General features: G+C 71.3%; 15 protein-coding genes. 2 read left to right on the top strand and 13 right to left on the bottom strand.

Annotated elements, in window-relative coordinates:
• Positions 1 to 6 precede the first annotated feature (6 nt).
• The 5 genes from ACIPEQ_RS11945 to folE are packed head-to-tail and all read right to left on the bottom strand — an operon-like array spanning position 7 to position 3,238.
• The gene (locus tag ACIPEQ_RS11945; RefSeq protein WP_402715346.1) at positions 7 to 201 is read right to left on the bottom strand and encodes a hypothetical protein; all 195 of its coding nucleotides are present in this window, start codon (positions 199 to 201) and stop codon (positions 7 to 9) included.
• Positions 198 to 902, bottom strand: coding sequence for a hypothetical protein (locus ACIPEQ_RS11940; protein WP_402715345.1), 705 nt, complete (start codon positions 900 to 902; stop codon positions 198 to 200). Before ACIPEQ_RS11940 ends, ACIPEQ_RS11945 begins: the two co-directional genes overlap by 4 nt.
• Before the next feature lie 43 nt (positions 903 to 945).
• Positions 946 to 1,701 carry a pyrimidine reductase family protein gene (locus ACIPEQ_RS11935; protein WP_402715344.1) on the bottom strand — a complete coding sequence of 252 codons (756 nt, stop codon included), beginning with the start codon at positions 1,699 to 1,701 and terminating at the stop codon, positions 946 to 948.
• Complete coding sequence (gene folP, locus ACIPEQ_RS11930; protein WP_402715343.1) at positions 1,698 to 2,636, bottom strand: dihydropteroate synthase; 939 nt, start codon at positions 2,634 to 2,636, stop codon at positions 1,698 to 1,700. Before folP ends, ACIPEQ_RS11935 begins: the two co-directional genes overlap by 4 nt.
• On the bottom strand, positions 2,633 to 3,238 hold the full coding sequence (folE, locus tag ACIPEQ_RS11925) for a GTP cyclohydrolase I (protein WP_402715342.1): 606 nt from the start codon (positions 3,236 to 3,238) through the stop codon (positions 2,633 to 2,635). The genes folP and folE overlap by 4 nt, the downstream gene beginning before the upstream one ends.
• Before the next feature lie 148 nt (positions 3,239 to 3,386).
• Between folE and ACIPEQ_RS11920 the strand changes: the two genes are divergently transcribed.
• Positions 3,387 to 4,859, top strand: coding sequence for an NCS2 family permease (locus tag ACIPEQ_RS11920; RefSeq protein WP_402715341.1), 1,473 nt, complete (start codon positions 3,387 to 3,389; stop codon positions 4,857 to 4,859).
• 120 nt (positions 4,860 to 4,979) lie between these two features.
• On the opposite strand, the gene ACIPEQ_RS11915 is transcribed toward ACIPEQ_RS11920, so the two are convergent.
• The 5 genes from ACIPEQ_RS11915 to ACIPEQ_RS11895 are packed head-to-tail and all read right to left on the bottom strand — an operon-like array spanning position 4,980 to position 8,216.
• Positions 4,980 to 5,459, bottom strand: coding sequence for a hypothetical protein (locus ACIPEQ_RS11915; RefSeq protein ID WP_126891031.1), 480 nt, complete (start codon positions 5,457 to 5,459; stop codon positions 4,980 to 4,982).
• Between the two features lie 54 nt (positions 5,460 to 5,513).
• Positions 5,514 to 5,825, bottom strand: coding sequence for a hypothetical protein (locus tag ACIPEQ_RS11910; RefSeq protein ID WP_402715340.1), 312 nt, complete (start codon positions 5,823 to 5,825; stop codon positions 5,514 to 5,516).
• A gap of 37 nt (positions 5,826 to 5,862) precedes the next feature.
• Positions 5,863 to 6,327, bottom strand: a complete 465-nt coding sequence (locus tag ACIPEQ_RS11905) for a prevent-host-death protein (protein ID WP_402715339.1) — start codon at positions 6,325 to 6,327, stop codon at positions 5,863 to 5,865.
• A 39-nt stretch (positions 6,328 to 6,366) separates the two neighbouring features.
• Positions 6,367 to 7,647, bottom strand: coding sequence for an MFS transporter (locus tag ACIPEQ_RS11900; protein WP_402715338.1), 1,281 nt, complete (start codon positions 7,645 to 7,647; stop codon positions 6,367 to 6,369).
• Positions 7,644 to 8,216 carry an ArsR/SmtB family transcription factor gene (locus ACIPEQ_RS11895; protein WP_402715337.1) on the bottom strand — a complete coding sequence of 191 codons (573 nt, stop codon included), beginning with the start codon at positions 8,214 to 8,216 and terminating at the stop codon, positions 7,644 to 7,646. The genes ACIPEQ_RS11900 and ACIPEQ_RS11895 overlap by 4 nt, the downstream gene beginning before the upstream one ends.
• 111 nt (positions 8,217 to 8,327) lie before the next feature.
• Between ACIPEQ_RS11895 and ACIPEQ_RS11890 the strand changes: the two genes are divergently transcribed.
• On the top strand, positions 8,328 to 8,843 hold the full coding sequence (locus ACIPEQ_RS11890; protein ID WP_402715336.1) for a DUF1697 domain-containing protein: 516 nt from the start codon (positions 8,328 to 8,330) through the stop codon (positions 8,841 to 8,843).
• A gap of 15 nt (positions 8,844 to 8,858) precedes the next feature.
• Here ACIPEQ_RS11890 and ACIPEQ_RS11885 read toward each other — a convergent pair whose 3' ends face one another.
• From ACIPEQ_RS11885 to ACIPEQ_RS11875, 3 genes are all read right to left on the bottom strand, one after another.
• Positions 8,859 to 9,626, bottom strand: a complete 768-nt coding sequence (locus tag ACIPEQ_RS11885) for an SDR family NAD(P)-dependent oxidoreductase (protein ID WP_402715335.1) — start codon at positions 9,624 to 9,626, stop codon at positions 8,859 to 8,861.
• A gap of 159 nt (positions 9,627 to 9,785) precedes the next feature.
• On the bottom strand, positions 9,786 to 12,296 hold the full coding sequence (locus ACIPEQ_RS11880) for a glycoside hydrolase family 65 protein (RefSeq protein WP_402715334.1): 2,511 nt from the start codon (positions 12,294 to 12,296) through the stop codon (positions 9,786 to 9,788).
• An 81-nt stretch (positions 12,297 to 12,377) separates the two neighbouring features.
• A complete protein-coding gene (locus ACIPEQ_RS11875) occupies positions 12,378 to 13,139 on the bottom strand; it encodes an HAD family hydrolase (protein ID WP_402715333.1) in 762 nt (253 codons plus the stop codon).
• Between the last annotated feature and the right edge of the window lie 7 nt (positions 13,140 to 13,146).

Below are 13,146 nucleotides of genomic sequence, written 5' to 3'. Positions count from 1 at the left end.
TAGCCCCTACCGGTCACCCGACCGCCGGTTCCGGATGATCACCACACCCGCAGCGACGATCAGCGCCAGGGTCGTGATCCACACCACCGCTGAGACCTCTCGGAGCGCGGGGACCATGCGGCCGCTCACCATGACGACCGCAGCGCAACCACAGAGCACGGCAGCGGCGATCGAGCCGCGCCGGGTCGATCGGCGACTCACCCTCGGCTCGCCTTCCCGGCGCAGAAGGAGATCGTCCCGCTGGTCGCCGCCCCGGCGGCAGTGATGCAGGCGATGCACCCGATACCCGCCGTGACCAGGCACGCCGCAGAACACGCGATGGTGAGGGCTGTGATGGCCCACGCTGCGACCCCGGCACTGTTCAGGCAGGACGAGAACCGGCTCCACCAGGTCGAGCGCGCCGCCGGTCCGGCTGTGACGTCACGGTCGAGACCGGCGATACCGTTGATCCAGGTCTGCAAGCGACCCGAGTCGGCCGACTTCGGAGTCAGGACCAGCTCGCTCCAGGTCCTGACGCGCCCGCCGTCGAGGACCGCAGTGACGCTGGACTCGGCCAACACTCCGGCGCCGGCGGCGAACGGCACCCGGAGGACCGTCCCGTCGACCGTCCCGAAGGTCTGCGCCCGTGCGAGGTCGAGGGGGAGTCCGCTCGAGGACGTCCTTCCCGAACCGGACCAGACCGCCACCGCCGCCGTGGTCTCGCTGTCGGAGAGCGCTTCCCAGGACTGCGCCTGCTCGACGAGGTCCCGGATGCCCCGCTCGGTCGAGGTCGTCGAGGCCCCCGGGGCAGCGGCCGCTGGGTCGGGCACAGTCACGAGGCCGCTGACGAGGGCGACGAGGACGGCTCCCGTTGCGACGAGTGGCCGGGTGGTCAAGAGCGTGGGGAAGGATATCGCATCCATGCCACGAGCCTACTGGCATGTCACGTTTCAGTACGGGTGCCCGTCACCGTTCGTCACGGGCACGCACCCACCGCGTCAACAGCACACCGCCGTCGCCGAGCAGCACGTGCGCGGGCCGCATGCGCCGCAGCTCCGGCGAGGACCCGGTCGCGATCCGAGGGCCCTCCCCGCCCTCGAGCGTCGGGTCGACCGTCAGCGTCAGCTCGTCCACCGCGTCGCCCGCCACGAGCGCCCCGAGGAACGACGGACCTCCCTCGCAGTGGATGCGGTCGAGCCCACGCGACGCGAGTGCCGAGCGCACCGCGCCGACGTCGACAGCAGCGGAGCCGCACTCCACCACGTCCGCCACGGACGCCAGGGCCCGCCCCGACGAGGACGACGCCCCGGACCCGGACGTCAGCACGATCGGCCGCACCGGTGCCTCGGTGAACACCCGCGACCCCGCGTCCATCGACCCGGAGTTCGTGACGATCGCGAACACCGGGTGGTCGGACATCCCGTGCTCCCGGCGCCACGCCACGTCCTCGTCGTGCAGCACCATCGGCCCGTACTCCTCGTCGCGCACGGTGCCCGCGGCGACGAGCACCACGTCGGCGACCCGTCGGAGCAGGTCGAAGACCCGCAGGTCGTCGTCCCCGCCGAGCGAGGCGGTGCGACCCGACGCGGATGCCGAGCCGTCGAGCGTCGCGACGAAGTTCACCCGCAGCCAGGGCCCCTCGGGCACGTCCGCGGTGTACAGGTCGAGCAGGTCGTCGTCGGACAGGTCCGCGATGGACGTCGGCAGGGAGGGGCCGTTCACGTGTTGTGCCTCGCTTCCACGGGTTCGCGCCAGCCGAGGACCGCCTCGACCATGCGCATGGCGTCGACGCTCTCGACGACGTCGTGCATGCGGACGATCCGGGCGCCGAGCATCGCGCTGACCGTGGCCGCGGCGAGCGATCCCGACAAGCGAGCACCACGGGGACGTCCGAGGGACTCCCCCACGAAGTCCTTGTTCGACACCGCTGCGAGCACCGGGAACCCGAGCGCGACGACCTCGGGCAGACGCCGGGTCAGCTCGAGCGTGTGCACGGTGTTCTTGTTGAGGTCGTGCCCCGGGTCGACGATGATCCGCGACTCGGGGATGCCCGCGGCGAGCGCCCGGTCGACCCGTCCGCGCAGGAAGTCCACGACCGAGACGGTCACGTCGTCGTACGTCGGTGGCTTCGGCAGCTCCTGGCGCGGCGGCGCGGTCGAGTGCGTGATGACGATGGTCGCCTCGGAGTCCGCGACCACGGAGGCCATCCGCGGGTCGGACAGCCCGGTGGTGTCGTTGACGACGCTGGCACCGGCGGCGATCGTCGCCGCTGCGACCTCGGGCCGGAAGGTGTCGACCGAGATGACGACGTCGGACTGCTCGGCGAGCTGGGCCACGACCGGCAGCACCCGGTCGATCTCGTCGTCGGCGGACAGCTCCGGCCCCGGCGCGAACTTCACCCCGCCGATGTCGACCCAGTCGGCGCCCTGGTCGGCAGCGCGGACGGCGGCCTCGACGGCCCGGTCGAGCGCGAAGGTCGCGCCCTTGTCGTGGAACGAGTCGGGCGTGCGGTTCACGATCGCCATCACGGCGATGCGGCGGTCGAAGTCGAAGGTGCGACGCCCGATCGTGCGGACCGGGTCGCGCAGGTCCGGCACGACCCAGCCGGGTGCGGGTGACACGGCCTGGAGGCCCGTGGTCGGCTGCTCGCTCGTCATGCGTCCGCCCCGTGGTCGGCACCGGTACCGCCACCGATGAGCGCGATCGCCTCGGCCCGCCCCGCCGCGTCGGCCAGGGAGCCGGTCGCCGCGACGGTGACCGTCGACGAGCCCGACTGCCGTTCGCCGCGCGCGGTGACGCACTGGTGGGTGGCGTCGAGCACGACGAGCACGCCGTCGGCGTCGAGCCCCTCGGTGACGGCTGCGGCGACCTGCTCGCCGAGCCGCTCCTGCAGCTGCGGCCGCGAGGCCACGGCGTCGAGCACACGGGACAGGGTCCCGAGCCCGATGAGCTGCTCCCCGGGCGCGTAGGCCAGGTGGGCGACCCCGATGAACGGCAGCAGGTGGTGCTCGCACATCGAGCGGAAGCGGACGTCCCGCACGACCACGAGCTGCCCGCGCTCACCGTCCTCGGAGTGCACGGCGCCGGAGCGTGCGATCGCGGTGGCGTCGACCCCCATGCCGGCGAAGAACTCGGCGTACGAGTCCGCGACGCGTGCCGGGGTCCGTTCGAGCTCGGGGCGGTCGGGGTCGTCGCCGACGGCGAGGAGGAGCTCACGCACGGCGGCTTCGACCCGCGCGCGGTCCAGACGTTCGTTCACGCACTCATCCAACACCGTCGGATGGCCGCAGAACGCGGCCGCCTGCCGGACGCGTCGTACCCCGCGGCGGTGGGTCGCGCCTCCCGTCCGTCAGCACGATCGAGCCAGGGCGACGCGCCGCGCTCCCAGCGTTCTGTAAACTCGTTCGGTGAGCGCCCAGCAGACCGACACCCCGCCCCGGAACCGCTTCGCATCCGGCCTCGACCGCTTCTTCTCGATCACGCAACGCGGATCGAGCATCCCCCGAGAGATCCGTGGTGGTCTCGTCTCCTTCGTGACGATGGCGTACATCGTCATCCTCAACCCGCTGATCCTCGGTGGGTTCAGCCAGGACCAGGCCCCGCAGGACGTCCTCGGTGGCTGGCTGCAGAACGCGCAGGTCGCCGCCGCGACCGGCCTCGTCGCCGGTGTGATGACGATCGCGATGGGCCTCGTCGCGAACCTGCCGTTCGGCATCGCCGCGGGCCTCGGGATCAACTCGTTCCTCGCCGTGAGCGTCGTGCACCAGGTCACCTGGGCCGAGGCGATGGGCCTCGTCGTCATCAACGGCGTGGTGATCGTGATCCTGGCGCTGACCGGCATCCGGACGATGATCTTCACGGCCGTGCCCGCGCAGCTCAAGGCCGCGATCACCGTCGGCATCGGTCTGTTCATCGCGTTCATCGGTCTGGTCGACTCCGGGTTCGTCCGCACCACGAAGAACGCCTCGCCGCCGCTGCAGCTCGGTGAGGACGGCTCCGTCGCGGCCCTGCCGACGATCGTGTTCCTGATCGGCCTGGTCGTCATCGGGACGCTCATGGCCCGCAGGGTCAAGGGCGCGCTGCTCATCGGCATCGTCGGCACGACGATCGTCGCGATCATCCTGCAGGCGATCTTCAAGGTCCCGACCTCGGTCGACTCCCTCACCGGCTGGAACCTCAACGCACCCGGCCTGCCGAACGCCCTCTTCGCCCTGCCGGACCTGTCGCTCGTCGGGCACGCCGACGTCTTCGGTGCCTTCACCCGCATCGGCCCGGTCGCCGCGTCGATGCTCGTCTTCACCCTGGTCTTCACGAACTTCTTCGACGCGATGGGCACGATGACCGGACTCGCGAAGGCCGCCGGTGTCGCGAAGCCCGACGGCACCTTCCCCCGCCTGAAGTCGGCGCTCGTCGTCGAGGGTGTCGGTGCCGTCGCCGGTGGCGGCGCCTCGGTGTCGTCGAACACGGTGTTCATCGACTCCGCGTCGGGCATCGGCGAGGGTGCCCGTACGGGCATGGCCTCGGTCGTGACCGGTCTGCTGTTCCTGGCGTCGATGTTCCTCACGCCGCTCACCCAGGTCGTCCCGCTCGAGGTCGCTGCCGCCGGACTCGTCGTCGTCGGTGCCCTCATGGTCGCGCAGGTCGCGGACATCTCCTGGACGGACTTCGGCTCGGCGCTGCCGGCGTTCCTGACGATCGTCGTGATGCCGCTGACCTACTCGATCGCGAACGGCATCGGCGCCGGCTTCATCAGCTGGGTGCTCATCAAGCTGCTGTCCGGCCGCGGCCGCGAGGTCTCGTGGCTCCTCTACGTCGTCGCCGCGGGCTTCCTGCTGTACTTCGCGCGCGGGCCGCTCGAGGCGCTGCTCGGCGTCGGGTAGCGCGCCCCGCCGTTCCCCCTCGCGGAACGCAACGAAGGCGACTCCTCGCAGCGGTACATCGCTGCGGGCAGTCGCCTTCATTGCGTCTTGCGGGGTCGGCTCCGGCCGGGAGGCGCTGGGTCAGTCCCGCAGGTCGGCCGGCTTGGCCTCGTGGCGGCGTCGGCCCGGGGTGCGCCGGTCCTCCTTCATGCTCGCCTCGTACAGGTGGCGCTTGCCCCCGACGAGCTGGTCGCGAGCGGTCTGCTCGAGCTCCTTGGCGAGGGCGTAGTAGTTGTCGTCGTAGTCCTCGACGATCTGGAACGTCCAGCGCCCGTCGATGACGTTGCGGCCGACCAGCTCGGTGTCGATCCGCTCGGCGAGCTCGGTGTGCCCGGCCTTCCGGAGCTGCTCGACGGCCTCGCCGAGGTTGAGGTCAGCGGTCCCGGTGAGTCGGTGGAACCCGTACAGCAGGCCACGCGCGTGCTCGAGCACCTCGAGTGCGGCCGACAGCGTGCCGAGCGCCTCGACCGTCGCCTCGGACACCCCCTCGGGCACCACGTGTGCGTCGTCCGGTCCCTGTCCGTCGGCTGCCTGGCCGTCTGCGTTGCGCTCGTCCGTCATGCTCCTCGTCTACCGGAGCGTTGCTCGGGTCGCTCTGAGCAAGTGCGGGACGGACTACTTCGTGGCGTTCGGGTGGTGCGTGTGCACAGCGATCACGCCGACGGTGCGCTGGGACTCGTCGACCGTGAACCAGATCCTTGCCCCGCGCTTCAGCTCGATCTGCCGCCGTGTCCACTGCCGGCCGGAGTGCACGACGATCCCCAGTTCACCGCGGAGTGCGTGACACGCCAGGTCCTCCGTGAGTGGGTCCGTCGTCAGACGGTCCCATGCGTCCGCCACGGCGTTCCGCTGCGTCGCCACGAGGTCGCGCCAGCCCACCTCCGCTGCCCGGGTCAGGAACACGAGGGAGTACTCCGTGGTGCGCACCGGCCGTGGCACCGTCGTCCGTCGGCCCACGGCTCGGTCAGGGGCGCTCGACGGCGATCGGCTCGTCGAGCAGCTGCGGTTCCGAACCGTCCCACCCGGCAGCGATCGCCTCGGCAGAGTTGCGCCACGCCTGCATCTCGAGCAGGAGCGTCCGCGGTTGGCGCAGCGAGAAGGAGCCGCGCGCGATCTCGGTGATCTCCTTGGCGAATCGCACCTGGTCGTCAGCACTGAGGAGCTTCAACCACGGGTAGGGGATCGCAAGCCGGTCCTGCAGCGGGAGTTCGACGTTGACGGTCATGGCGGCGATCAGCTGCGCCGCGATGTCGAGGACCGCCTCATCGTCGTCAGAGCGCTCCTTGGTCGTGAGGACGAGCGGTTTGCCGTCACGACGTGTCACCTCGAGCGGCTCGACCTCCGCCGCCGCGAACACGTCCTTCGCATGGCGGGACAGATCGGACGACTGGACCGAGCGTCGTCGACGAGTGGGAGCTACGAGGGTCATGCAACGAGGTTATTCAGAACGCGTTCTGAACACAAGGGCTCAGTGCGAGACAGCGGAACGCTCAGCGAGCTCCGCCCCGGACGCATCGGCGGCAGCCGCCCGCCGCTCCATGAGCCGCCACGATCCGCCGAGCAACGGCGACAGCGTGACGACCGTGTAGACCACCGCCACGATCCCGAACGTCCCCGTCACCCCGATGCCGTCCGCCGCGATGCCGCCGAAGAGTCCGCCGAGCGGGATGCCCGCCCACGACCCCGCCGACAGGAGCCCGAACACCCGGGCCCGCATGTGCGACGGGATGCGCTCGAGCTCGACGGCTCCGAGGATCGGGTTGAGCGCGCCCGCCGCGAAGCCGGACAGCACGCACGCGCCGAGCACCCACGGCAGCCCGAGCCCGAGCGCCGGCACCACGAGCGACGGTCCCCCGGCCAGCACGAAGCACACCACGAACGTGATCCGCCGGGGTACCCGGTGCGCCACGTAGCCGAACGCGAGCGACCCGAGGAACGCCGCGCCGCCGAAGGTCCCGCTGACGATCCCGAGCGACTGCGCGCCGTCGAGCACCCGGTCGGCGTAGAGCGGGAGCAGCGCCGTCGAGCGGGCCGCGTCGAGCAGGTTCGTCACGAGGACGAGCGCGATGACGAGCCGGAAGAGCGGGTCGCGCACGCAGAAGCGCAGACCGGCGCCGAGGTCGCGCCAGTACCCGGCCGACGCCTCGGCCGGCACTGCGTCCGGTTCCGGGTGCACCGTCACACCCCGCAGCGTGAGCGCAGCGAGCACCGCTGCCGCCCCGAACACGGCGGCGGTCACGGCCAGTGCGGGCAGCGGCCCGACGGCACCCACGAGCAGTCCCGCCGCGGGGGCGCCGAGCAGCACCGAGAAGCGCACCGACGCCTCGAAGTGTCCGACGGCGCGTTCGAGCGGGATCCCCGCCGCCGTCGCGAGTCCCGGCAGGAGCACCCGCCGGCCGGACTCCCCCGGGGTGTCGAACAGACCGCCGAGGAACACGAGCACGAGCAGCGCCCAGGCCGGCAGCCCGACGGTCCACGCCAGGAGCGGGATCGCGACGAGCGTCGCGGCGCTGACCAGGTCGGACGCCACGCTCGACCGGACGAAGCCGAACCGCTCGACGAGCACGCCGCCGAAGGCTCCGCCGAGCACGATCGGGACCGTCGCCGCGAAGGCCGCGATGCCGACGTCCGTCGCCGACCCGCCGCGCGAGAGCACCACGAACGGCACCGCGATCGTCGTCGCGACGTTGCCCGTCCGCGAGACGACCTGCACCGCGAGCAGGGACCGCAGCCGCCAGTGCGCGTTCACGGGCGCGCCGACCGGTAGCTCTGGACGACCGCGGTGACCCGCTCGGAACCGTCGCCGGGTCCGTGCTCGGCGCTCCGCGCCTCCCACCGGTCGAGGACGCCCTGCAGCTCCGACCCGAGGGCACGGAGCTCGTCGACCGTCAGCCGGAGGGTCCGGTCGCCGCTGTTCGACGCCGCGACCCACGCGCGCCCGAAGGCCGGGACGTGGTCGAGGAACGCCGTGTACTCGTCGGCGTACGCCTGCGCGACGGTCCGGTCGAGCGCGGTGCCGGCGACCATCCGGTCGGGGTCGTCGAAGCCGTCGGCGAGGTTCCACGACGTGTGCTGCGCGACCGCCCGCCACCAGCGCTCACGTCGGTCGGTGCCGACCTCGGGTGCCGGCTCGATGAAGCCGGCGTCGGCCAGGCGCCTGCAGTGGTAGCTGATCGTCCCCGGTGCCTCGTCGACCTGGTCGCCGAGCATCGTCGCGGTCTGCGGGCCACCGGTCCGCAGCAGCCCGACGAGCCGCAGCCGGGTGGGGTGGGCGAGCGCACGCATCTGCGCCGCGTCGTCGAGTCGCTGCACGTCCATGGCTCGACCATAGATGCACAAGACTTCTTGCGCAACGGCTCTTGCGCAACGGTCGCCGCGGATCGGCCGGGAGGCTCGCCCCACCACCGCCGCGCAGGCTACGGTTCCGACATGGCCAGGTGGGTCGCGCTGCTGCGCGGGGTGAACGTCAACGGGATCACGATCCGCAACGCCGACCTCGCGGTGCTGTTCGGGGACCTCAGGTACACCGACGTGCGGACGGTCCTCGCCTCGGGCAACGTCGTGTTCACCGCGCCGGACGACACGTCGGACGTGCAGACCAGGATCGAGCAGGGCCTGCGGGACCGGTTCGGGTACGACGCCTGGATCGTCCTCGTGCCGCACGACCACCTCGCCGCGGTCGTCGACGCCTTCCCCTTCGACTCCGCTCCGGATCGTCACGACTACGTCGTCTTCGGTTCCGACGACACCGCACTCGCCGACCTGGTCGCCGACCTCGACGCGGACGACGCCGTCGAGCGCGTGACCCGAGGGGACGGCGTCGTCTACTGGTCCTGCCCGAAGGGGTCGAGCACCGGCACCACGTTCGCGAAGCGGGCCGCCGCCGCACGCTTCAAGCGCTCGACGACGACCCGCAACACGAACACCCTGCGCAAGCTGCTCTGAGCTGCGCGAGGGGCGTCAGGACTGCGCCGGCTGCCCGTTGCTCGCGGTCGTCCCACCGTCGACCGGCAGCACCGCACCCGTGATGTAGGACGCAGCGTCGCTGGCCAGGAACAGCACCGCGGCGGCGACCTCCTCCGAACGGCCACCGCGACCGAGCGAGACGCGCTCCGCGAACTCGTGCTGGAGCTCCTCGTCCTCGGCCTGCTGCTGGGTCATGTCCGTCCAGATGAGCCCGGGCGCGACGGCGTTCACGCGGACGCCGAACTGCCCGTTGTCGAGCGCGGCGGCCTTCGTGAAGTTCGAGACCCCGCCCTTCGCAGCGTTGTACGGGCTCATCCGCCAGTCCGCGTCCATGCCCGACACGGACGACGTGTTCACGATCGACCCCGTCGTCTCCCGCAGGAACGGCAGCGCTGCCCGCGTGCCGTAGAACACGCTCGACAGGTCCGTCTCGATGACCCGGTGCCACTCGTCCGGCTCGATGTCGGCGATGTCACCCGAGGTGAACGTGCCGGCGTTGTTCACGAGCACGTCGATGCGGTCCCACCGGTCCACCGCGCCGGACACGATCGTCTCCCACGCTGCCGGGTCGGCCACGTCCGCCTGCAGCGCGACCGCACGACCGGTCGGCAGGCTGTCGGCGACGGCACGGACCTTGTCCTCGACGCTGTCGACGAGCAGCACGTCCGCGCCCTCGTCGACGAACGCCCGCGCGGTCGCCTCACCGATGCCGGACCCGGCTCCGGTGACGATCGCGACCTTGCCCTCGAACCGCTTGCCCATGTGTGTCTCCTCTCGATGCACTGCTCGTGCCGCAGGAGACGCCGTCGGCCCGGGGGCACGGACGACCACGCTGCCCGCCTCCGGCTGGACGCGTGTGCAGGCGGAACAGGAGGAGGCGCGGCACGGGGCGGACCCGCACCGCGCCTCCAGGCCGGGGCGTCAGGCGGTGGTCTCGTCCACGTCCAGGCCGCGGTCGAGCGAGATCATCGGGATCGACGCGGTGATGACGGACCCGTCCGCCCGGAGCGTCCCCTGGATGTCGCTCGTGGTCGGCGCGTGCCCGCTCATCCGCGGACCGTGGTGGGCCAGCGGCACGACCGTCGGCGCCCCCGCGGTGACGTCCCACTGCTGGTTGTGCACCCACGCGGTGAAGCCGTCGCCGGTCTCCACCGTGAAGGTCATCGTGTCCTCTTCGAGGTCGATCCGGACGCGCGAGCCGTGCACCTGGATGCGGTAGGTCAGGCGCTCCCAGTCCTTCGGCAGCCGCGGGTTGAAGGTCATCCGACCGCCGTGGTCGCGCATCCCGCCGAAGCCGTTCACGAGCGCGCCCCAGATGCCACCCGTCGATGCGATGTGCACGCCGTCCGCGGTGTTGCCGTGCAGGTCGGCGAGGTCGACGTAGAGCGCCGTCAGGAAGTACTGCGCCGCCAGGTCGTGGTACCCGACCTCGGCCGCCATGATCGACTGCACCACGGCGGACAGCGTCGAGTCGCCGGTCGTCAGGGCGTCGTAGTAGTCGAAGTCGCGACGCTTCTCGGCCGCCGTGAACTCGTGGCCCTGCAGGAACAGCGCGAGTACCACGTCGGCCTGCTTGAGCACCTGGAACCGGTAGATCACCAGCGGGTGGTAGTGCAGCAGCAGCGGCCGCTTCGACTCGGGGGTGTTCTCGAGGTCCCACAGTTCCTTGTCGAGGAACTGGGCGTCCTGCGGGTGGATGCCACGGTGCGGGTCGAAGGGGATCTCCATCGACTCGGCGGCGTGCTCCCACTCGGTGACCTCGTCCTCGACCAGCCCGGTGCGGCGGATCATGCGGCCGTACTCCTCTGGGTCGTCGGTCGCGAGCTGCCGGCAGGCGTTCACCGCGAACCACAGGTTCGCCCGTGCCATCACGTTCGTGTAGAGGTTGTCGTCGACGACCGTCGTGTACTCGTCGGGCCCGGTGACGCCGTCGATGTGGAACTTCTTGTCGCCGTTCGAGCGCCAGAAACCCAGGTCGGACCACAGGCGGGCGGTCTCGACCAGGATGTCGATCGCCCCGCGCTTCAGGAAGTCGGTGTCACCGGAGGCCCGCACGTACTGCATGAGCGCATGCGCGATGTCCGCGTCGATGTGGTACTGCGCGGTACCGGCCGCGTAGTACGCGCTCGACTCCTCGCCGTTGATCGTCCGCCACGGGAACAGCGCCCCGCGCTGATTCAGCTCGCGCGCCCGCGACCGGGCGGCGTCGAGCATGTTGTAGCGGAAGCGCAGCGCGTTCCGCGCGACGATCGGCGCCGTGTACGACAGGAACGGCAGGACGTAGATCTCCATGTCCCAGAAGTAGTGACCGCCGTACCCGGAGCCCGTGACGCCCTTCGCCGCGATGCCGTGCCCGTCGGTGCGGGCGGTGGCCTGGGCGAGCATGAACAGGTTCCACCGGACCGCCTGCTGGATCGCCGGCTGCCCCGGGATCTCGACGTCGCTGCGCGTCCAGTAGTCGTCCATCCACGCGTGCTGCTTGGCGAAGGTCTCCTCGACCGTCTCGGCGCGAGCACGGTCGAGCGTCCGCTCGCAGCGGTCGGCGAGTTCCCGCGCCGGCACCCCGCGGGACGTGTGGTAGACCATGTGCTTCACGAGCCGGATCGGCACGCCGGCACGGGCCTGCACGCGGTAGACGTGCTTCGCGAGGTCGTCCTCGATCGACGACGCCTCGTCCCAGGAGTTCTCGGTCTCCAGGTGGTGCTCGACCCCGACGCAGATCGTCATGCCCGAGCTCGACGCCTGGTAGCCGAGCAGCGACCGGCCGCCCGTGCTGCGCTTGAGCTTCGGCTCGAGCACCCGCTCGGTGAACGCCTCGGCCTTGCGGGGATCGAAGGCGTTCGCCGCGGCGCGCATGCCCGCGTGGTACTCGTCCTGCACGTCCTGCCGGTTGAGGATCTGGCTCGACAGCAGGATCGAGGCGTCCCCGTCCAGCACGGTGACCTCGTAGTCGATGACGGCGAGGTGCCGGTCGGTGAACGAGACCAGCCGGCGGGCCCGGATGAGCACCCGCTTGCCGGACGGCGTCGACCACTCGGTCTCGCGGTACAGGTACCCGCCGCGGAACTCGAGCCGTCGGGTGTGCCGGAGGATGTCGGCCTCGGCCAGCACCAGCGGCTCGTCGTCGACGTACAGCCGGATGACCTTGGCGTCGGGCGCGTTGATGATCGTCTGCCCGGTCTTGGCGAAGCCGAAGGCGTCCTCGGCGTGCCGGATCGGCCAGGTCTCGTGGAAGCCGTTGACGTACGTGCCGTACTGCACGCCGCCGCGGCCCTCGTCGAGGTTGCCGCGCAGGCCGAGGTAGCCGTTGCCGACCGCGAAGTTCGTCTCCGCGACGCCCTGCTCGTCCGGCGCGTACTCGGTCTCGACGAGTGCCCACTCGTCGACCGGGTAGCGGACGCGGTCGAGGGGGTCGGAGGTGATGGGGTTCATGGCGTGTGCTCCGTGGGATGGAGGAGTCGTGCGGTGGTCGGACGGTCTGGCCACGCCGTCGGGGCCGTTCCGGGTGGGGGACTAGCTGGTGCGCGGGGCCGGGAGCTGGTCGACGAGTTCGGCGAGGTCGCGCACGACCACGTCGGCCCCGTGCTCGCGCAGCGCGTCGGCACCGGCACCGCGGTCGACGCCGACGACGAGCCCGAAGGCGCCGTTCCGGCCGGCCTCGACCCCGCTCGTGGCGTCCTCGACGACGACGCACTCGGCCGGGGCGAGCCCGAAGCGTCCGGCGGCGTCGAGGTAGGTGTCCGGCGCGGGCTTGCCGGCCAGGCCGTCCTGGCGCGCGACCAGCCCGTCGACGACCACCGGGAAGTGGTCGACGATGCCCGCCGTGCGCAGCACCTGCGTCGCGTTCGCCGAGCTCGACACGACGGCGACCTGCATGCCGGCGGCGATCGCGGCGACGAGGAACCGGAGCGAACCCGGGTACGGCTCGACGCCGTGCTCGGTCAGCTCGGCCGTGAACTCGGCGTTCTTCCGGTTGCCGAGCGCGCACACGGTGTCGCTGCCCGGGCCGTCGTCCGGCGAGCCCTGCGGGAGCTCGATGCCCCGGGACTCGAGCAGCGACCGCACGCCGTCGTAGCGCGGCTTGCCGTCGATGTGGTCGAAGTAGTCCTGCTCGCGGTACGGCGCGACACCGCGGTCCGCCAGGAACGGCGTGAACAGGCGGCTCCACGCGCGCATGTGCACGTCGGCTGTGGGTGTCAGCACACCGTCCAGGTCGAACAGGAGTGCCCGCGTGTCGGCGAGTCGTGCGGGCGTGCGCCGGTCCGGCATCGTCATCGGGGTT

Source organism: Curtobacterium sp. NPDC087080 (assembly GCF_044745105.1).
GTDB lineage: Bacteria > Actinomycetota > Actinomycetes > Actinomycetales > Microbacteriaceae > Curtobacterium.
This window is presented reverse-complemented; position numbering and strand designations above follow the sequence as displayed.

Coding starts and splice junctions, on each gene's coding strand:
- ACIPEQ_RS11940 (WP_402715345.1), bottom strand. CDS start 902: ATGGATGCGATATCCTTCCCCACGCTCTTGACCACCCGGCCACTCGTC.
- folP (WP_402715343.1), bottom strand. CDS start 2,636: ATGACGAGCGAGCAGCCGACCACGGGCCTCCAGGCCGTGTCACCCGCA.
- ACIPEQ_RS11915 (WP_126891031.1), bottom strand. CDS start 5,459: ATGACGGACGAGCGCAACGCAGACGGCCAGGCAGCCGACGGACAGGGA.
- ACIPEQ_RS11905 (WP_402715339.1), bottom strand. CDS start 6,327: ATGACCCTCGTAGCTCCCACTCGTCGACGACGCTCGGTCCAGTCGTCC.
- ACIPEQ_RS11895 (WP_402715337.1), bottom strand. CDS start 8,216: ATGGACGTGCAGCGACTCGACGACGCGGCGCAGATGCGTGCGCTCGCC.
- ACIPEQ_RS11890 (WP_402715336.1), top strand. CDS start 8,328: ATGGCCAGGTGGGTCGCGCTGCTGCGCGGGGTGAACGTCAACGGGATC.
- ACIPEQ_RS11885 (WP_402715335.1), bottom strand. CDS start 9,626: ATGGGCAAGCGGTTCGAGGGCAAGGTCGCGATCGTCACCGGAGCCGGG.
- ACIPEQ_RS11880 (WP_402715334.1), bottom strand. CDS start 12,296: ATGAACCCCATCACCTCCGACCCCCTCGACCGCGTCCGCTACCCGGTC.
- ACIPEQ_RS11875 (WP_402715333.1), bottom strand. CDS start 13,139: ATGACGATGCCGGACCGGCGCACGCCCGCACGACTCGCCGACACGCGG.